The organism is Thalassovita taeanensis, assembly GCF_900110775.1.
In the GTDB taxonomy this organism is placed as follows: Bacteria; Pseudomonadota; Alphaproteobacteria; order Rhodobacterales; family Rhodobacteraceae; genus Litorimicrobium; species Litorimicrobium taeanense.
The window spans coordinates 1-16,962 of record NZ_FOEP01000002.1 but is presented as its reverse complement, the minus strand read 5'-3'; the positions used below and the strand labels follow the sequence as shown (position 1 = coordinate 16,962).

Genomic DNA, 16,962 nt, shown 5'->3' with positions numbered 1-16,962 from the left:
TGTGGTGGGCGCGGTCAGAGCGATTGAGTGGCCAGCGCAAAGGCGCGGGCTTGGGCGGGGGCGTCGCCCATCTGTTGGGCGGGGTCGAACACATCTGCCAGAGCGATGTCCGGGTAGGCTGCCGCTGCGAGCGTAGAGAGCGGGGTTTTGGTGCTAAGGGCTTGTTTACACAGGGTTTTGATGGCGGCTTGGGCGTCGGGGCGGGGCATGTGTTGGGCGAGGCGGAAGGACAGGGCCTCGGCGTGGATCAGGTCCAGCCCGTTTGTCAGGGCTTCGGCCATCGCCGGGGCGTTGGGGGCGAGGCTGGCGGCGAGGGATTTTCCGTGTTCGAGCGCTGCGGTGGTGGCGAGGCAAAGCTGCGGCAGGGTCAGCCATTCGGTGAACCACGCGGCGCCATCGCGGTCTTGGCGGTGCAGGCCGGTGCCTTGGATTATACCATTTAGGCCAATGACTTGCCGGGCCAGTGCCACCATCGCCGACGGGGCGACGGGGTTTTGTTTTTGCGGCATGGTGGAGGAGCCACCGGAGGCGCCAAGTGTGACTTCTTCGATGCCGGTTTGGGTCAGCAGGATCAGATCCTCGCCGATTTTGCCAAGTGCTGTGGCGAGCCGTGTGAGCCAGCTGGAGAGGGCCAGAATGGGGCCGCGGTCGGCGTGCCAGGAGCGGATTGGGTCTTTGAGATCAAGGGCTTGGGCCAGTTCAGCCCGCAGGGCGGCGGCCTTGGGCCCGAAGGCCGCGCCGGTGCCCGCGGCCCCGGACAGCGAGACCCAGAGCACGCGGTCGCGCAAATCCTTCATTTCGTTGAGCAATTCCAGCAGCGGCGCGCCCCAGTGGGCGACGGTGGCGCCAAAGCTGACGGGGGTGGCGTGCTGACCGTAGGTGCGGCCGGGCATCGGCAGATCGGCGTGGGCGTCCGCCAGTTTGCCCAGCGAAATCAACGTCTGTATTACGTCGGTTTCGTGTCGGTATAACATCTGTCTGAGGCGCAGCATCTGGCCGGTGTCAGAGATGTCTTGCGAGGTGGCGCCCCAATGAACGTATTGCGCATGTTCCGGTGCCTCCATCGCTTTGCGGAAGGCGGCAACGAGACCGGGCACGGGGACGCCGTTGGTGCCGGTCGCCGCGGCCAGGGCGCCGGGGTCGATCTGAACCTCCATCGCGGCGCGGTGAATATAGGCGGCGGAGTCTTCGGGGATGATGCCAAGCTTGCCTTGCGCCTTTGCCAGCGCGCCTTCGACCAGCAGCATGGCGCGGACCTCGGCGCTGTCGGTGAACAGGCGGCCGACCTCGGCCGTCGGAAACAGGCGGCTGTACAGCTGTGATGCGAAGACGGATGCGGCCATGGGATTACCCTTTTGAAATCGTGTCGAGCAGCCGTGCCAGCCCTTCGGGGTCGGCAAAGAACGGCGAGTGGGCGCAGGTCATAGTGAAGACATCCGCCGCTGGCCAGTCTTCGGTCATGGTAATTTGGTATTCCGGTGGAATGACCCGGTCATTGGCGCAGCGGACATAGCTGCGCGGCACGCTGGCATACCGGTCGGTTGTGGCAGCGGCCTGAGCGGTGGGGGCGGTGGCCTGAATGCTGAGCCGGGGCAGGGCATAGTCGAACGTGCCATCTGGGCAATCGTGATAGAACAGATCCTTCGCCATGTCGGGATCAACGGTCCAACCCATGCGGTCTTCGGTCATGCGGATCGCGGGCAAGAGCGGCTGATAGGGGCCTTCCATTCGCATCTGGGCAAGGCTGAGGCCGGGGGCGGGGACATAGGCGCAGAGATAAATCAGGCGCTGCACCTTTTCCGGCGCGCGTTCCGCCGCCAGCGTGATCGGATAGCCCCCCATCGAGTGGCCAACCACGATGGCGGGCGCGTCAAGCGCGCCCAGCACCGCATCGGCATAGAGGTCGAGCGTGACCTCGGTATAGGGGGTGGTGTCGTTGCCGTGGCTGGGCAGGTCGATCGCCTGAACCGTGTGGCCCAGGCGTTCGAGCGCCGGGATCACGTCGCGCCAGCACCAAGCCCCGTGCGCCGCGCCGTGAACCAGAAGGAAATTTGCCATTAGATATCCAGAAATACCGTTTCATTGTCGCCTTGCAGGCGGATGTCGAACCGATACTGACCCGGTCCGGTCTTTTTGGCAATCAGGGTGTCCACGCGCGGGCGCTGTTCGATGCGGGCCAGCAGGGGGTCTTGGCTGTTGTCCTCGTCCTGAAAATAAATCCGGGTTTGCAGGCCGATATTGATGCCGCGCGCCACGATCCAGAGCGAGATGTGCGGTGCCTGAGGGGCGCCGTTGCGGGCGGGGACCGCGCCGGGTTTGACGGTGCGCAGGGTGAATTCGCCGCTGTCCTTGTCGGCGGCGAAGCGGGCAAAGCCGGTGACGGCAGGGTCAGCGTTTGGGTGGCCGGGGAATTTACCGGCGGCGTCGGGTTGCCAGCTTTCCAGCATGGCGTCGCGCAGGGTCCAGCCGGTGCCGTCGATCACCGATCCGGTGATGGTGATCTGTTCGCCTTTGGCACCGTCCTGAATGGGGCTCAGGCCAAGGTCTTGTGGGTAAATGCCGGTGACGCCCGCGAAGGTCGGGATACAGCCGATATGAACGTAGGGCCCGGCGGTTTGCGACGGGGTTTCGGTCAGAGTGTTGAGGAGTTGGGTCATGGCTTACATCCCGTCCAGTTTGTTTTCGAACATGGTCTGGCGACGGCCGCGCAGGACGATATCGAATTTATAGGCGAGGAAATCGAGCGGGCGCGATTTCGACATGTCCAGCGGCGCCACGAGGCGGTCAAGCTGGCTGCGGTCTTTAATGGTGGCGGCGATCGGGCAACGGTTGATCAGCGGGTCGCCCTCGAAATACATCTGGGTGATCAGGCGCTGGCCGAAGCTGTGGCCGAAGACCGAGATATGAACATGCATCGGGCGCCAGTCGTTGGCGCGGTTCGGCCAGGGGTAGGCGCCGGGGCGGATGGTGAGGAACTCGTAGTATCCATTCTCGTCGGTGATTGTCCGACCGCAACCGCCGAAGTTGGGATCGAGCGGGGCCAAGTAGTTGTCTTTGATATGGCGATAGCGGCCCCCGGCGTTGGCCTGCCAGATCTCGACCAGCGTATGTGGTACGGGGCGGGCGTTTTCATCCAGCACGCGGCCATGCATCAGGATGCGTTCGCCGATGGCGGGGGCGGCGCCTTGGGTGAAGTTCAGGATCAGGTTGTTATCCAGCGCGCCCAGCAGGGAGTGGCCGAAGCGGGGGCCGGTTTCCTCGGACGGGGTGGATTCCATCGACAGCAGCGGCAGGCCGGGCGAGCGCGGCACCGAGGTTTTATAATCGGGGTCGTAGGGGACCGGGTGGATGGCGCGGTTGCGCGGGATCAGCGGGCCGAGATCGGTCATTCGGGGGTGTCCTCCATTTCGGCATAGGTGGCTTTGGCGATTTTCAGCGCGTGGTTGGCGCGGGGGACGCCCGCGTAGATGGCGACGTGTTGGAGCGCCTCTTGCACGTCCTGTTTGCTGGCGCCGGTGTTGGCGGTGGCGCGGATGTGCATGGCGATTTCTTCGAAATTGCCGGTGGCGGCCAGCAGCGCCAGCGTGATCATCGAGCGTTCGCGCGGCGTGATGCCGTCACTGGCCCAGACCGTACCCCAGGCGCCTTCGGTGATCAGGGTCTGGAACGGATCGTCAAAACCGGTCTTGGCGGCCTCGGCGCGGTCAACGTGGGCGTCGCCCAGAACGCTGCGGCGGACCTGCATGCCGATGTTGTACTTCTCGGATTTGTCAGACATGGCCGACCTCTTTCAGGAATGCGGACAATACGCGGGCGTATTCTTCGGGTTGTTCGACGCAGGGCAGGTGGCCTGCCTTGCGGATCAGGTGGAACTGGCTGCCGGGGATCAGATCGACGGTTTCCTTGACCAGATCGGGCGGGGTGGATCCATCTTCCGAGCCGGCAATGCCCAGCGTTGGCAGGCGCAGGCCCGAGGTCGGGGTGAACAGATCGGTGCCCGAGATCGCGCCCGAACAGCCCGCATAGCCATCGACCGTCTGACGGATCAGCATGTTGCGCCACGCGGCGAATTCGGCGGTCTGGCGGAAGGGTTTGGAAAACCAGCGCTCCATGATGCCATCGGCCAGCGGCTCGATCCCGGCGGCGTGCACGGCGGCGATGCGGTCGTTCCACATTTCCGGCTGGCCGACCTTGGCGGCGGTATTCGACAGCACCAGCCCGCGCACCAGATCCAGCCGTTTGACCGCCAGACCCTGCGCGATCATGCCGCCGATGCTGAGGCCAACAAAGACGCAGTCCTTGACCTGAAGGTGATCCAGCAGGCGTTCGGCGTCGCGCACAAGCGTACCCATCGAGTAGGGCGCAGGCGTCGCATCGCTGAGCCCATGGCCGCGCTTGTCATAGCGGATCAGGCGCAGGCCTGCGGGCAGCAGCGGCACGATCTTGTCCCACAGCCGCAGGTCGGTGCCCAGTGAGTTTGAAAACACCACCGGCGCGCCAGACGGATCGCCATCCTCGCGGTAGTGCAGGTTGATATCCCCCAGATCGGCAATCTTCATCGTCGCACGCGCCCCGTTTGTTGGCGGCCCGCGCAACAGCGTGCGGTGGCCGGTATGTCATCAGAAGGGCAGCGTTTGCGCTTTGTCGGCATATGTCAAATCCCGGCACGGGCTGTGCCGGTTGGATATGCGCGATCCCTCCCTTTTTCCGCAGGTAGGGAAGCAAAAATAGTTTACCGTGTCAACTAAAATTGGAGCGGCAAGTGGGCGGGGCTTTCAGAGGCAGACGCCCAGTGCGCCGCCGGCACCACGTGTATGTCTTCGCCCAAGATCGGTGGGCAAAGCCAATCACTGTCGGGATTTTTAGTCCTCGTCAGGGTCCGTCAGGCGCATGTGGGCCATGATCTGACCGTGATCCGAGGCGAGTTTGTTGTACGGGGCCTCGGGGTGCGATCCATCGGTGATGTGGTCGTTGAAGGTGCTGAAATACTCCATATCGCCGATCCGCTTTTTGTAATCGGGATGGAAGTGACGGCTGAGAAAGATCTGGTCGATGGATTCGTAGACGCCACCAAACGCTGCCGTATAGACCATGTCGCGCTGGGATTTGCGCACGAACAGCTTTTCGGCGGAATGCAGGCGCACGCGTTCAACGGATTCGGTGATCTGGCGGGCTTCCTCTTTGGTATAGCGGTCGTTTTCGGCTGTCGCGTCATGGCGCAGCATCCAGGCATAATTGTGGAACGGCAGCTCGCCCGAGATAATTTCGGAGCTGACGGAATGTTCGCCATCGTTGAAGTCACCCAAGGCGATGACCGGGCGGCCCTTGTTCAGCTCGGCCAGGATGGCGCGGCGCAGCACCCAGGCTTCGGCCATGCGGCGCAGGGCGGCACGCAGCGCGCCCATCGCGCGGCCCTGCGGGTCATAGCGGGTCAGGTCGGCCTCGGGGGCATAGGGCGCGCCGGGGGCGGGGATGAATTCGCCGAGTTTGGATTTCAGGTGGCAGGTGAAAACGGTGATCACCTGATCGCCCACCGGGATGCGCACCTTGAGGATCGGGCGCGACAGGCGGCTGACGGTATAGTGCCCGGCGTCGTCGCCGCCCAGTTCCTTGAGCGGGATGTGCAGCGGCGTGTCGAGGACCTGTATCACCTCGGGGTCGCCCACAAAGCCCCGCCGGGACAGGATCGCGACGCCGGGGCGTCGCCTTCCCGCTGGGCCATCATTGGCGTTGGGGGCAAAGGCAAGCGCCGCGTCGGTATAGGGAGAGTAGTGCAGTTTGCGGAACACCGCCTTGCGGTGATAGCGCTTGCTGCGGTCGGGGATCGTGGCGGCGTTTGCGGCAATGCCGCGCAGGTCGGCCTCGGCGATGACATCGCGCAGGGCGGCTTCCTCGAAGATTTCCTGAAAGCCGACGATATCGGCATCCATGGTTAGGATCTGGTCGGCCATCCAGTCCTGTTTCCAAGCGTATTCCTCGGGGGTGTATGTTTGGAATTCGTAATATTCCCGGTTGGGCCCGATCAGGTTCTTGACGTTGAAGCTGGCGATGGTGAAGCGGGTCATATGGCGTGGGTCTGTAGCGCGGTAATGAACATGGCGGGGTCGACATTCCCGCCCGAAGCCACGGCAATGACCGCGTCGCCAGTGATCTGCTCGGGATAGAACAGCGCGGCGGCAAGGGCCACGGCGCCACCCGGTTCGATCACGATTTTCAGCCGCAGGAACGCCAGCGCCATGGCGCGCAGGCAGTCGTCTTCGGTCACGATCAGGCCGGGGCCGCAGAGGCGCTGCATGATCGGAAAGGTCAGGTCGCCGGGTTGCGGCGTGATGATCGCGTCGCAGATGCTGCCCGAGAGCTGGGCGTTGCGTTCGATCTTGCCGCTTTCGAGCGAGCGTTTGACGTCGTCGAAGCCTGCGGGTTCGCAGGGGCGGGTGCGCAGGCCGGGGGCCTTGGCCTCAAGCGCGAGCGCGATGCCCGAGGTCAGGCCGCCCCCGCCGCAGCAGACCAGCACATCGGCTTCGGTCACGCCAAGGGCCGCGGCTTGGGTCGCGATTTCCAGCCCGGTGGTGCCCTGACCCGCAATCACCTGCGGTTCGTCGAACGGTTTGATCAGGGTCAGGCCACGTTCGGCCGACAGCTGCGCGCCAAGCGCATCACGGTCCTGTCCGGCGCGGTCATAAAGCACGACCTCGGCCCCCAGCGCGCGGGTGTTGTCGATCTTCAGCTTGGGGGCGTCCGAGGGCATGATGATCACCGCAGGCACGCCGTGCAGTTTGGCGGCATAGGCCACGCCTTGGGCGTGGTTGCCACTGGAAAAGGCGATGACGCCACGGGCGCGCAGGTCGGGCGCAAGGGCGGACACCGCCGACCAGCCGCCGCGAAACTTGAAGCTGCCGGTGTGTTGCAGGCATTCGGGTTTGATCAGCACGCGCCGCCCGGCGATGTCGTCAAGGAAGGGTGAGGACAGCAGCGGGGTCTGCCGCGCGTGGCCCGACAGGCGCTGGGCGGCGGCTTCGATCATGTCGATATTCATTGCATCTGTCCGATCCATTGACGCAGGGCGGCCAGTGCCTCGGGTTCGTCCAGAAACGGGATATGGGCGCGGTCGGGCACATGGGCAACGATCAGCGCCGGATTGTGCTGGGCCATTTTGGCGACGGTGGCTGTGCTGAGCAGGTCCGAGTTCATCCCGTGCAGCACCGCGCAGGGCAGCGGCGCGATGGCATCGAAGAAGGGCCACAGGTCGGGGGCGCCGGTCGCGCCGGCCTCGATCACCGCGTTGCGCAGTTTTGGATCATAGTTCAGGCGGATGCCCTCGGGGGTCTGGGTGTGGGTATGCGTGACCTCGATCCGCCAGCGTTCCAGCGGGACGCCGGGGAATTGCTGTTCAGTCGCCTTCTTGCGGGCGGCGGCCATGGTGTCGAAATCGGGGAAATCCGGGTGGATACCAAGATAGCCCATGATCACGTCCAGCCCCGAGACATCCAGCTCCGGGCCAATATCGTTCAGCGCCACGCCCAGCAGCCGGTCCTTGACCGAGGCGGCAAGCCCCATCGCGATCAGCCCGCCGCGCGAGGTGCCCAGAACGGCGGCCTGTTGCAGCCCCAAGTGATCCAGCAGCTCCAGCGCATCCTGCGCCTCGCGTGGGACATTGTAGGTAAGGTAATCTTCGGCCCAGTCGGATTTGCCACGCCCACGGTAATCCAGCCGGATCAGCCGCACGCCCTCGAGCAGCGGGGCGACGAAATCGAAATCGCGGGCGTTGCGGGTCAGCCCGGACAGGCACAGGATGGGCAGGCCGGTGCCTTCGTCTTCGTAATACAGGGACAGGCCGTCGGATGTGGTAAAATGGGGCATCAGGGTCTCACCAGTTTTGGAATTTCGGTCAGGTCGGACAGCATATGCTGGGGCCGTGCGGGCAGTCGGTCAACCGGGTCACCGGCGCGGTTCACCCAAGCGGTGGTAAAGCCATAGCCCGCAGCGGCACCTGCATCCCAGCCGTTGGAGGACACAAACAGCACCTGATCGCGGGTGCAGCCGAAGCGTTTGGTCACCAGCTCATAGACCTGCGGCGCAGGCTTGAAGATGCCAACGCTTTCGACCGACAGCACATCATCCAGCAGATCGCCGATCCCGGCGGATTGCACGGCGCCGTCCAGCATCTCGGGGCTGCCGTTAGACAGGATCGCGGTGTTCATTCCGGCGGATTTCAGCGCGGTCAACATGGCGGGCACCTCGGCATAGGCCGACAGTTCCCAGTACAGCGCCAGCAAGCGGTCACGCAGGGCCGCGTCGCCGTCCAGCCCGTTGGCCTCAAGCGCCCAATCCAGCCCATCCTGCGTGACCTGCCAAAACCCGGTGTGATCGCCGGTGATGGCGCGCAGCCAGCTGTATTGCAGCTGTTTCAGGCGCCAGTGTTCGGCCAGCTTGGGCCAGCTTGCGGCCAGCTTGGTCTGTCCGGGTTCCGAGGCTGCCTGCCGTGCGGCCGCGGCGACATCGAACAAAGTGCCATAGGCGTCGAAGATACAGGTGGTGATGGTCATGGTTGCGTTTCTCCCTAGTTGTCAGACTTGCACGGGCGCGCGTTACGGGAAAGACCGGAAAATTACTTACCCCGTTGTTTGCAATTGGGCGGAGCGGCGGCTAAGTTGGGGATATCGAGCCGAGCACCCGTCCGCGCGACGGCCTCGCCATTCATCCCCCCCCCCTTGCAAAGACAGGATTACTTATGACGCAGGTCAAATCGGGCGATACCGTCCGCATTCATTATACTGGCACCCTGGCAGATGGTTCCACCTTTGACAGCTCCGAGGGTCGCGACCCGCTGGAGTTTACCGTCGGCTCTGGCCAGATCATCCCCGGCCTTGACGTGGCGCTGCCCGGCATGGGCGTTGGCGACAAGAAGGTCGTCGAAGTGCCCGCCGATCAGGCCTATGGCGAGACCGACCCGGCCGCTGTTCAGGCTGTGCCGCGCGGCGAGATTCCGGCCGAAATCCCGCTGGATCTGGGCACGCAGCTGCAGGTTCAGACACCGCAGGGGCAGGTGATGGCCGTTACCGTGATCGAGGTCACCGAGACCGAAGTGACGCTGGATGCCAATCACCCGCTGGCGGGCAAGGATCTGACATTCGCGATCGAACTGGTCTCGGTTGGCTAAGTCGGGTGACCGATTGACATGTGCGCGCGCAGGGCTTTGCGCGCGCACAATACGTGTTATGCTGGGCACCTGCATGGACCGGAGGTCAGACTGCGATGCCCAATAGCGCCGAAAATCTGCTTAAACGTATCCGTGAGCTTCAGGATCAATTCGAGGCCGAGCTGGCCAAGAGGCGCGAGGCGCTGCGTTATACGCTGAAGAATGGTCGCGTGGTATTCGACGACGAGACTCGGCGCGAGCACCGGGCGCAGCGGGTGCGCCTGATGGCGTTTCTGCGTCAGACCCGGCCGTTGGTCGCGCTGACCTCGCCGCTGATTTATTCGCTGATCATTCCGTTTGTGCTGCTGGATCTGTTCGTGACAGTCTATCAGGCGGTTTGTTTTCCGATATACGAGATCCCCAAGGTGCGGCGGCGCGATCATATTCGCATTGACCGGCATCATCTGGCGTATCTGAACGGGTTGCAGAAGCTGAACTGTATTTACTGCGGCTATGGCAACGGGCTGATCTCCTATGTCCGCGAGATTGCCGGCCGGACCGAGGCCTATTGGTGCCCGATCAAACATGCCGCGCGGGTGGACGGCGCGCATGACCACTATGCGGGGTTTATCGATTACGGTGATGGTGAGGGGTTCGAGCCCGGGGTCGAGAGGTTGCGCAAGGCGCTGAAAGATCAAGTGAAATGACACAGACGACGTGGCAGGGGCGCTGTCATTGCGGCTTTGTCAGGTTCGCGGTCGTGGCCGATATTGATCATGTGCGGCTGTGCAATTGTTCGGTCTGTCATCAACGCGGTGCGCTGACGTTTCGGGTGCGGGATGCGGCGCTGAGCCTGCAAACTCCGCTGGACCAGTTGAACCTGTATGAATGGGGCAGTGGCACTGCCAAGGATTACTTTTGCCCGCGCTGCGGTATTCTGCCGTTCCGCCGCCCTTCGGCCCCCACGGCGCAGGAGCGCGCGATGGGGGTGGAGCCGTTTGACGGTTGGGCGGTCAACACCCGCTGTCTGACCGGGTTTGACCCCGACAGCGTGCCGGTGCGGCGCATTGCCGGGCGCGATATCGCGCTGGACTGAGGCGCGCCGGGCGTGCTGGGGTGGATCAAAACCCCAGCAGGATCGCACCTTGGCGGTGGCCCGCTTCGACCGCCTCATGCGCGGCAATGCAGTCTTCGGGGGCATAGACCTGCTGAATTTCGGGGCGTAATCCACCCTCGTCCAGCGCCTTGTGGATATGCACGATGGCCTGCACGCGTTTGGCCAGCGGCAGCAGATAGATCAGCACCGTCTCGAGCGTGATCGCCTTGAACATCAGGGTATAGAATGGCAGCTCGAACTCACGCCGCAGGGCCGACCCATAGGCGGCGATGGTGCTGTTTTCGGCCATGACCTCGGTCAGCAGGGTGATATTTGCGCCCAGTTCGACCTCGACCGCGCGGTCGATCGGATTGCCGCCGTTCGCCGCCAGGACCTGCGCTGCCAGATCGGGTGCGTCATAGCACAGCGCCACATCTGCCCCCGCCGCCAGCACCCGGTCGCGGGCCGCGTCGGAACAGGTGGCGATCACGCGCGCGCCGCCCCATTTGGCCAGCTGCACCGCCTGCATCCCCACGGTGCCCGATCCGCCCGCGATCAGCAGGGTCTGGCCCGTCACCTCGCCGCTGCCAAAGACACAATGCGCCGCTGTCAGCGCCGGGATGCCAAGCGTGGCGCCAACCTCGAGGCTGACGTCATCGGGCAGCGGCACCGCCTGTGCCTGATCCAGTGCCACATAGGTGGCAGCCGTGCCGAAGGGGCGGCGCCACTGAGCGTTCCAGATCCAGACCCGTTCGCCGATGCGCGCGGGGTTTACGCCGTCGCCCACCGCCTCGATCACGCCAGAGCCATCGCTGTGCGGGATGATCAGTGGCCAGGGCGGAGTGGTCATGCCCGGACGGGCGCCGCCGCGCGCCTTGACATCCGACGGGTTCACCCCGGAAAACGCAACGCGGATAAGGACTTCGCCCGGTGCAGGGCTGGGCACCATGTGCTGCTCCAGTCGCAGAACCTCGCGGGCGGGGCCGAGGGTTGTATAGGTGACAGCTTGCATGACGCTTCTCCGGTTGCCTTGACGTCAGCCTAGAGGCAAGGCGGGGGCAGGGCCATGGCAAAAGCGATGGCATATGAAAAACCGCATGTGAAGGCGGGGCCGCGCGGGTATGCGATGCGCTGCCTGAAGTCCGCGCCCGGCGCAGGGGTGGCATGGATTTGCTCATCTACCGGCAGAAACCGGCTTAACTGCGATTTGGCCGCTTTTATGACGCGGCACCATTCATATATGAATTGAGGAATGTGTTTGGTGTCCCATTGAACACGTCCTGAAACGATGAGGTAATACAATGAGAAATGCAGGGTTTTCCAAAGCCAAAGCAATGAACCAGCATCGCCACCAGTTCGGCAACTCTGACGATAGCGTGCCTGACGTCACCGAAGTTGAGCAGAGAGACACTGTCGCGCAGACGGACAGTACGGACAGTGTGGACAGTGTGGGCACGCAGACCATAACCGTCAGCTATAGCGACGACGTGATCGCGACGTTGCTGTATATGATCGAAGAGGAGAAGCTGGCCGGGGATATCTATGAGGCCTACTTCGATCTCTACGGTCTCAAGATCTTTGACAACATTGCAGAGTCCGAGGACCAGCACTTCGACGCGCTCATCAATCAGGCCGAGACCATCGGGATCGACGTGGACGAGTTCTTGTTCGAAGAGAGCGGCACCTTCGTCAATGAAGAGCTTCAGGCGATGTATGACGAGCTGCTTGAGGTCGGAAGCCAGTCGGTCATCGACGCGCTAGAGGTCGGTGTTCTGATCGAGGAAAAAGATCTGGTCGATATTGTCGAGGCGGTCGAAGAGGCCGAGGGCACCACGCTGGCCAGCGTCTACGACAACCTGTTGACCGGCTCGACCTATCACCTCGATGCATTCGAGAGCGCGCTGCTGGCCTAAGCGCCGCACTCTGTTCGATGGGCGGCCTTGCGTCGGCCATCGAGCCACATTTTTTGCCAAATTCTGGACGGGATGCCGGGTGGTGAAAGCTGCGAGTGGATGAAGGCGAGGTCAGCTATGCGGACAAAGTGAACTTTCGCTGCAATTGCACCAACGTCGGCTTTGGGGGAGCCGTTCAACAAACGGTAGCTTTCGGTGCGATTTTGCCAGCGAACGAATGACTGCTTTGAGCCTTTAGCCGCAATATGCCTAACGGTCGATCATGCGTCGTTTCGTGTCGCGGTTATTGAGCCGAATAGTGTGTTGATCTACCATAATGCAGTAAACTCGTAGCAAAAATCAAACTTCCGGAAAGGAACACGCCGCATGATTGCCTACGTCACCGTCGGCGCTGATGACATCGCTCGCGCGAAACGGTTTTACTCTGCGTTCCTGCCAGCCCTTGATTACGGGCTGGAGGAGGGTCCTGAGGGCCTAAGCTACGCGCTGCCCGAACAACCGGGTCAGTCTGCCGCTCTGCCGGATTTCTACGTTAAACCAACCTTCGATGGACGTCCGGCCTCGGCTGGGAACGGTGCTATGATCGCATTTGAGGCTCGCAGTCAAAAGCAGGTTCGTGATCTTCACTCCGCCGCGCTTGTCGCAGGCGGTTTTGACGAGGGCCAGCCCGGCTTCCGTGATTCGTATGGACCTCATTTTTATGTTGGCTACCTTCGCGACCCCCAAGGCAACAAGATCGCACTGTTCTCCAACGATCCGGACGAACCCGGACGAGAGGGATAACGCGGGTTGCACGGACGACGACAGCGCATTGTTCGCATTGCAGAAGATCGGCAAAATGGGCTCTATGCCGCCTTTCGTTCCCCTGTGCACAGGTGGCCGCTGTAGGCCGTGATGTGCGCGAAAGGCGGGCGGTCTCAGCCGCGGCGCAGGCGGATCACCACATCGACGGCGGTGATCACGGCGCCCTCGGGGGCGTCGGGCAGGCGGGTGATTTCAAGCTGGTCGCTGGGAGCGTCGGTCAGGGTGCCGCTGTCCTCCCAGAAGAAATGCGGGTGATCGTGGGTGTTGGTGTCGAAATAGCTTTTGGAGCCTTCGACCAGCACCTCCTGCATCAGGCCCGCGTCGCAAAACGCGCGCAGCGTATTATAGACGGTGGCCAGCGACACGCTTTCGCCCTCGTTCACGACGGCGGCGAACAGGCTTTCGGCGGTGACGTGGCGGTGTTGCCCGTCGCCCACCAGCACAGCCGCCAGCGTCACACGTTGCCGGGTCGGGCGGACGCCCGCGCCAGACAGCCATTCCGTGCCCCGCTGTGCTGCTTCAATTGTCACCGTCATTGCCGCGTTCCCCAATTCACCGGTCAATATAGCGGGCTTGAGGGGAGGATTTCAAATGAAAACAGATCACGATGCGGGGACACGCCGCACCGGAACAGGACCAGCACCGGATCGTCACAGGCTTGCAGGATCACTTGGCAGGGTGATAGAGGGGGAAGACTGGAACACGACATGACCAAGGGGACACGCCTGAATGGCCCAATATCCGAGCAGTTTCGACAAGGATGATCTTCTGAAATGCGCCCGTGGCGAGCTTTTCGGCCCCGGCAATGCGCAGCTGCCGGAACCGCCGATGCTGATGATGGACCGGATTACGGACGTCAGCGCCGATGGCGGGGCGCACGGCAAAGGCCATATCGTGGCCGAGTTCGATATCAACCCGGATCTGTGGTTCTTTGGCTGTCACTTTCCGGGCAATCCGATCATGCCGGGGTGTCTGGGCCTTGATGGGCTGTGGCAGCTGACCGGGTTCAACCTGGGCTGGCGCGGCTGGCTGGGGCGCGGCTATGCGCTGGGCGTGGGCGAGGTCAAGCTGACCGGCATGGTGCGCCCTGACCGCAAAATGCTGACCTATAAGGTCGATTTCACCAAGGCGATTCAGACCCGGCGGCTGACCATGGGGGTTGCCGATGGGATTGTAGAGGCCGATGGCGAGGTTATCTATGTGGTTAAGGACATGAAGGTCGCCCTGTCGGAAAGCTGAGCCGGGCAGGGGTCTTTTGCGCCCCTTGCACCGCCATGCACCGCGGGCCAAAAAGATTTGAGCATTCGGGTTGGTTGGGCCATCGCCGCGCCCCGACCCCAGTAAAAGGAGAGCGCCATGCGCCGCGTCGTCGTCACAGGACTGGGCATTGTTTCGTCCATCGGGAATAACGCCACAGAGGTTCTGGCCTCTTTGATGGCGGGGAAATCGGGCATCACCGCCAATGAGGCGATGAAAGAGCACGGGTTCCGCAGCCAGGTCGCCGGAGCGGTCAATCTGGATATTACCGAGCATGTCGAAAAGCGCACGCTGCGGTTCATGGGGCCGGGGGCTGCCTATGCCCATATTGCGATGGGGCAGGCGATTGCCGATTCCGGCCTGACCGAGGCCGAGGTGTCGAACCCGCGCACCGGGCTTGTGGCCGGATCGGGCGGGCCGTCGACCTCTTCGATGCTGATCGCGCATCAGACGGTGCTGAACAATGGCAGCCCCAAGCGGATCGGGCCTTTCGCAGTGCCCAAATGCATGTCCTCGACAATCTCGGCGAACCTTTCGACGGCCTACAAGATCAAGGGCATCAACTATTCCATCACCTCGGCCTGCTCGACCAGCCTGCATTGCATCGGCAACGCGGCCGAACAGATCATGATGGGCAAGCAGGACGTGATGTTCGCGGGCGGCGGCGAGGAACTCGACTGGACCCTGTCGTGCCTGTTCGACGCGATGGGCGCGATGTCATCGAAATATAACGACACACCGGAAAAAGCCTCGCGGGCGTTTGATGCGACCCGCGATGGGTTTGTCATCGCCGGCGGCGGCGGCATTCTGGTGCTGGAAGAGCTGGAGCACGCTCTGGCCCGCGGCGCGAAGATCTATGCCGAGGTGACGGGCTATGCTGCCACCTCGGACGGTCATGACATGGTCGCGCCCTCGGGCGAGGGCGGCGAGCGGGCGATGCGGCTGGCGCTGCAATCGCTCGATCCGGCCCGCAAGGTCGGCTATATCAACGCGCACGGCACCTCGACCCCGGTCGGCGATGTCGGCGAAGTCGAAGCCGTTCGCCGGGTCTTTGGCCGCGGCAGCACACCGCTGATTTCCTCGACCAAATCGATGACTGGCCACAGTCAGGGCGCCACCGGCGCACAGGAGGCGATCTATTGCCTGTTGATGCTGGAAAACGATTTCATTGCGCCCTCGATCAACGTCGAAACACTCGACCCGGCGATTGACGCAGGCGAGATCGCCACCGCGCGCGTGGACAGCGCGGGGCTGGATACGGTGATGACCAACAGCTTCGGCTTTGGTGGCACCAATGGCTCGATGTTGCTGTCGAAATTTCACGGGTAGGATGACATGACCGGACAATTGCAGGGCAAACGCGGCCTGATCATGGGCGTCGCCAACGACCGCTCTATCGCCTGGGGCATTGCCCGCGCGATGCACGCGGCGGGGGCTGAACTGGCCTTTACCTATCAGGGCGACGCATTTGGCAAGCGGCTGGAGCCGCTGGCCGCCAGCGTCGGATCGGATTTCATGGTCGATGTCGATGTAACCGACGACGCCTCGCTGGATGCCGCCTTTGCGCAACTGGGCGCGCGCTGGCCGACGATTGATTTCGTGGTGCATGCGATTGCGTTTTCCGACAAGACTGAGCTGACAGGCCGTTTTTTGAACACCAGCCGTGAGAACTTCAAAAACTCGATGGATATCTCGTGCTATTCGCTGATCGAGGTCGCCCGCCGCGCGCATCCCTTGATGGTGGAAAACGGCGGCACGATCCTGACGCTGACCTATCAGGGATCGAACCGGGTCACGCCGTTCTATAATGTGATGGGCGTGGCCAAGGCGGCGCTTGAATCGGCTACGCGCTATCTGGCGAATGACCTTGGCCCCGAGGGCATCCGCGTCAACGCAATCTCGCCCGGCCCGATGAAAACGCTGGCCGGGGCGGCGATCGGTGGCGCGCGCAAGACCTATAAACACACGGACCAGAACGCGCCCCTGCGTGGCAACGCCACACTGGAAGCCGTGGGCGGGACCGCCGTCTACCTTGCGTCTGACGCGGGGGCCTGCACCACCGGAGAGATCATTCGCGTCGACGGCGGATATCACGTTCTGGGTATGCCACAACCTGAAAACCTTTGATCCAGCGGTGGCGGGCGTTGCCCGCCGCTCTATAGGTTTTGCGCCGCGCTGACGCGCGTCGCGGTGCCTCCGGCGGGAGTATTTCTATCAGAAAGAAACGCTGGGGACACACCGCATGCGCTGCTGATTTGTGTGTTTCTTTCTGACTAAATACTCTCGCCGAAGGCGAAAAAAATGCCCGAAGGGCTCGGACGGTGCGCGCAAAGCGCGCTCAATTTTCCTGAAATACGTTGCGGTCAAATTTTTGCCCGATGAGGGTGCCAGTGTGTTGGCATGGCTGACGTTTATCGCAGATTCGCCGCGCGCAGGCGCAGGCAGCGCTGGATGCGCAGGATCAGGATGCTGGGGCGTCCGGTCTTGTGGGCAGTCTTTGTGCTGCTCCTGTTTGTCCCGCCACTTCACCGGCCCAGCGATGAGGCCCAACTTCGGGCCGAGCCGCGCACGATCAAGATAAACCGTCCGGCGCCGTACGGGGCGCCATCCAGGTTCAGGTCGATTCTGCGGGGGCGGGTCAGCCATGTTCGGGACGGGGTGACCTGAGCCCCTAAAACTCCTCCAAATTTGTGTAGAGTCCGCCCAACAAAAGGACGGACAAATGAAGGCACGATTTACGGATGAACAGATCA

At 62.8% G+C, this 16,962-nt stretch carries 20 protein-coding genes; 8 read left to right on the top strand and 12 right to left on the bottom strand.

What is annotated here, in order from left to right; genetic code table 11:
• Positions 1-14 precede the first annotated feature (14 nt).
• The 10 genes from BSF79_RS02495 to BSF79_RS02450 form a co-directional block, all read right to left on the bottom strand.
• On the bottom strand, positions 15-1,343 hold the full coding sequence (locus BSF79_RS02495) for a lyase family protein (RefSeq protein ID WP_090267949.1): 1,329 nt from the start codon (positions 1,341-1,343) through the stop codon (positions 15-17).
• A gap of 4 nt (positions 1,344-1,347) precedes the next feature.
• Positions 1,348-2,058, bottom strand: a complete 711-nt coding sequence (locus BSF79_RS02490) for an alpha/beta fold hydrolase (RefSeq protein ID WP_090267946.1) — start codon at positions 2,056-2,058, stop codon at positions 1,348-1,350.
• The gene (gene pcaG, locus BSF79_RS02485; protein WP_090267943.1) at positions 2,058-2,657 is read right to left on the bottom strand and encodes a protocatechuate 3,4-dioxygenase subunit alpha; all 600 of its coding nucleotides are present in this window, start codon (positions 2,655-2,657) and stop codon (positions 2,058-2,060) included. Before pcaG ends, BSF79_RS02490 begins: the two co-directional genes overlap by 1 nt.
• Positions 2,658-2,660: 3 nt before the next feature.
• A complete protein-coding gene (gene pcaH, locus BSF79_RS02480; RefSeq protein WP_090267941.1) occupies positions 2,661-3,389 on the bottom strand; it encodes a protocatechuate 3,4-dioxygenase subunit beta in 729 nt (242 codons plus the stop codon).
• A complete protein-coding gene (gene pcaC / locus BSF79_RS02475; protein WP_090267938.1) occupies positions 3,386-3,778 on the bottom strand; it encodes a 4-carboxymuconolactone decarboxylase in 393 nt (130 codons plus the stop codon). The genes pcaH and pcaC overlap by 4 nt, the downstream gene beginning before the upstream one ends.
• Positions 3,771-4,559 (bottom strand): 3-oxoadipate enol-lactonase, encoded by a 789-nt coding sequence (gene pcaD, locus BSF79_RS02470; RefSeq protein WP_090267935.1) that lies wholly within the window; start codon positions 4,557-4,559, stop codon positions 3,771-3,773. Before pcaD ends, pcaC begins: the two co-directional genes overlap by 8 nt.
• 303 nt (positions 4,560-4,862) lie before the next feature.
• A complete protein-coding gene (locus BSF79_RS02465; protein ID WP_090267933.1) occupies positions 4,863-6,065 on the bottom strand; it encodes an endonuclease/exonuclease/phosphatase family protein in 1,203 nt (400 codons plus the stop codon).
• Complete coding sequence (locus BSF79_RS02460) at positions 6,062-7,036, bottom strand: threonine ammonia-lyase (RefSeq protein WP_090267931.1); 975 nt, start codon at positions 7,034-7,036, stop codon at positions 6,062-6,064. Before BSF79_RS02460 ends, BSF79_RS02465 begins: the two co-directional genes overlap by 4 nt.
• Positions 7,033-7,860: an alpha/beta fold hydrolase gene (locus BSF79_RS02455; RefSeq protein WP_090267929.1), complete on the bottom strand. Its 828-nt coding sequence runs from the start codon at positions 7,858-7,860 to the stop codon at positions 7,033-7,035. Before BSF79_RS02455 ends, BSF79_RS02460 begins: the two co-directional genes overlap by 4 nt.
• Positions 7,860-8,546 (bottom strand): haloacid dehalogenase type II, encoded by a 687-nt coding sequence (locus BSF79_RS02450; protein WP_090267927.1) that lies wholly within the window; start codon positions 8,544-8,546, stop codon positions 7,860-7,862. Before BSF79_RS02450 ends, BSF79_RS02455 begins: the two co-directional genes overlap by 1 nt.
• 185 nt (positions 8,547-8,731) lie before the next feature.
• Here BSF79_RS02450 and BSF79_RS02445 point away from each other — a divergent pair, with 185 nt between their 5' ends.
• From BSF79_RS02445 to BSF79_RS02435, 3 genes are all read left to right on the top strand, one after another.
• Complete coding sequence (locus tag BSF79_RS02445; RefSeq protein WP_090267925.1) at positions 8,732-9,160, top strand: FKBP-type peptidyl-prolyl cis-trans isomerase; 429 nt, start codon at positions 8,732-8,734, stop codon at positions 9,158-9,160.
• Between the two features lie 95 nt (positions 9,161-9,255).
• Positions 9,256-9,846, top strand: coding sequence for a hypothetical protein (locus BSF79_RS02440; protein ID WP_090267923.1), 591 nt, complete (start codon positions 9,256-9,258; stop codon positions 9,844-9,846).
• Positions 9,843-10,235 (top strand): GFA family protein, encoded by a 393-nt coding sequence (locus BSF79_RS02435; RefSeq protein ID WP_090267920.1) that lies wholly within the window; start codon positions 9,843-9,845, stop codon positions 10,233-10,235. The genes BSF79_RS02440 and BSF79_RS02435 overlap by 4 nt, the downstream gene beginning before the upstream one ends.
• A 25-nt stretch (positions 10,236-10,260) precedes the next feature.
• Here the strand turns inward: BSF79_RS02435 and BSF79_RS02430 are convergent, their stop codons facing one another.
• Positions 10,261-11,247: an NADPH:quinone reductase gene (locus tag BSF79_RS02430; RefSeq protein ID WP_090267918.1), complete on the bottom strand. Its 987-nt coding sequence runs from the start codon at positions 11,245-11,247 to the stop codon at positions 10,261-10,263.
• Positions 11,248-11,569: 322 nt separating this feature from the next.
• Here BSF79_RS02430 and BSF79_RS02420 point away from each other — a divergent pair, with 322 nt between their 5' ends.
• The gene (locus tag BSF79_RS02420; protein ID WP_175545239.1) at positions 11,570-12,148 is read left to right on the top strand and encodes a DUF2202 domain-containing protein; all 579 of its coding nucleotides are present in this window, start codon (positions 11,570-11,572) and stop codon (positions 12,146-12,148) included.
• A 366-nt stretch (positions 12,149-12,514) separates the two neighbouring features.
• Entirely contained in the window at positions 12,515-12,931 is a 417-nt protein-coding gene (locus tag BSF79_RS02415; RefSeq protein ID WP_090267911.1) for a VOC family protein, read from the top strand.
• A 134-nt stretch (positions 12,932-13,065) separates the two neighbouring features.
• Here the strand turns inward: BSF79_RS02415 and irrA are convergent, their stop codons facing one another.
• Positions 13,066-13,488, bottom strand: coding sequence for an iron response transcriptional regulator IrrA (gene irrA / locus BSF79_RS02410; protein ID WP_090267908.1), 423 nt, complete (start codon positions 13,486-13,488; stop codon positions 13,066-13,068).
• A gap of 193 nt (positions 13,489-13,681) precedes the next feature.
• On the opposite strand from irrA, the gene fabA reads away from it, so the two are divergent.
• The 3 genes from fabA (at position 13,682) to BSF79_RS02395 (ending at position 16,336) form a co-directional block, all read left to right on the top strand.
• The gene (gene fabA / locus BSF79_RS02405) at positions 13,682-14,191 is read left to right on the top strand and encodes a bifunctional 3-hydroxydecanoyl-ACP dehydratase/trans-2-decenoyl-ACP isomerase (protein ID WP_090267906.1); all 510 of its coding nucleotides are present in this window, start codon (positions 13,682-13,684) and stop codon (positions 14,189-14,191) included.
• A gap of 117 nt (positions 14,192-14,308) precedes the next feature.
• On the top strand, positions 14,309-15,538 hold the full coding sequence (gene fabB / locus BSF79_RS02400) for a beta-ketoacyl-ACP synthase I (protein WP_090267903.1): 1,230 nt from the start codon (positions 14,309-14,311) through the stop codon (positions 15,536-15,538).
• Between the two features lie 6 nt (positions 15,539-15,544).
• Positions 15,545-16,336 (top strand): enoyl-ACP reductase FabI, encoded by a 792-nt coding sequence (locus BSF79_RS02395; protein ID WP_090267901.1) that lies wholly within the window; start codon positions 15,545-15,547, stop codon positions 16,334-16,336.
• Positions 16,337-16,962: the final 626 nt, after the last annotated feature.

What these genes read in the sequence shown, in the direction of transcription:
- pcaD (WP_090267935.1), bottom strand. Translation starts at nt 4,559, where the DNA reads ATGAAGATTGCCGATCTGGGGGATATCAACCTGCACTACCGCGAGGAT.
- pcaH (WP_090267941.1), bottom strand. Translation starts at nt 3,389, where the DNA reads ATGACCGATCTCGGCCCGCTGATCCCGCGCAACCGCGCCATCCACCCG.
- BSF79_RS02430 (WP_090267918.1), bottom strand. Translation starts at nt 11,247, where the DNA reads ATGCAAGCTGTCACCTATACAACCCTCGGCCCCGCCCGCGAGGTTCTG.
- BSF79_RS02440 (WP_090267923.1), top strand. Translation starts at nt 9,256, where the DNA reads ATGCCCAATAGCGCCGAAAATCTGCTTAAACGTATCCGTGAGCTTCAG.
- BSF79_RS02420 (WP_175545239.1), top strand. Translation starts at nt 11,570, where the DNA reads ATGAACCAGCATCGCCACCAGTTCGGCAACTCTGACGATAGCGTGCCT.
- pcaC (WP_090267938.1), bottom strand. Translation starts at nt 3,778, where the DNA reads ATGTCTGACAAATCCGAGAAGTACAACATCGGCATGCAGGTCCGCCGC.
- fabB (WP_090267903.1), top strand. Translation starts at nt 14,309, where the DNA reads ATGCGCCGCGTCGTCGTCACAGGACTGGGCATTGTTTCGTCCATCGGG.
- BSF79_RS02465 (WP_090267933.1), bottom strand. Translation starts at nt 6,065, where the DNA reads ATGACCCGCTTCACCATCGCCAGCTTCAACGTCAAGAACCTGATCGGG.
- BSF79_RS02490 (WP_090267946.1), bottom strand. Translation starts at nt 2,058, where the DNA reads ATGGCAAATTTCCTTCTGGTTCACGGCGCGGCGCACGGGGCTTGGTGC.
- BSF79_RS02460 (WP_090267931.1), bottom strand. Translation starts at nt 7,036, where the DNA reads ATGAATATCGACATGATCGAAGCCGCCGCCCAGCGCCTGTCGGGCCAC.
- BSF79_RS02395 (WP_090267901.1), top strand. Translation starts at nt 15,545, where the DNA reads ATGACCGGACAATTGCAGGGCAAACGCGGCCTGATCATGGGCGTCGCC.
- BSF79_RS02445 (WP_090267925.1), top strand. Translation starts at nt 8,732, where the DNA reads ATGACGCAGGTCAAATCGGGCGATACCGTCCGCATTCATTATACTGGC.
- fabA (WP_090267906.1), top strand. Translation starts at nt 13,682, where the DNA reads ATGGCCCAATATCCGAGCAGTTTCGACAAGGATGATCTTCTGAAATGC.
- irrA (WP_090267908.1), bottom strand. Translation starts at nt 13,488, where the DNA reads ATGACGGTGACAATTGAAGCAGCACAGCGGGGCACGGAATGGCTGTCT.
- pcaG (WP_090267943.1), bottom strand. Translation starts at nt 2,657, where the DNA reads ATGACCCAACTCCTCAACACTCTGACCGAAACCCCGTCGCAAACCGCC.
- BSF79_RS02450 (WP_090267927.1), bottom strand. Translation starts at nt 8,546, where the DNA reads ATGACCATCACCACCTGTATCTTCGACGCCTATGGCACTTTGTTCGAT.
- BSF79_RS02495 (WP_090267949.1), bottom strand. Translation starts at nt 1,343, where the DNA reads ATGGCCGCATCCGTCTTCGCATCACAGCTGTACAGCCGCCTGTTTCCG.
- BSF79_RS02455 (WP_090267929.1), bottom strand. Translation starts at nt 7,860, where the DNA reads ATGCCCCATTTTACCACATCCGACGGCCTGTCCCTGTATTACGAAGAC.
- BSF79_RS02415 (WP_090267911.1), top strand. Translation starts at nt 12,515, where the DNA reads ATGATTGCCTACGTCACCGTCGGCGCTGATGACATCGCTCGCGCGAAA.
- BSF79_RS02435 (WP_090267920.1), top strand. Translation starts at nt 9,843, where the DNA reads ATGACACAGACGACGTGGCAGGGGCGCTGTCATTGCGGCTTTGTCAGG.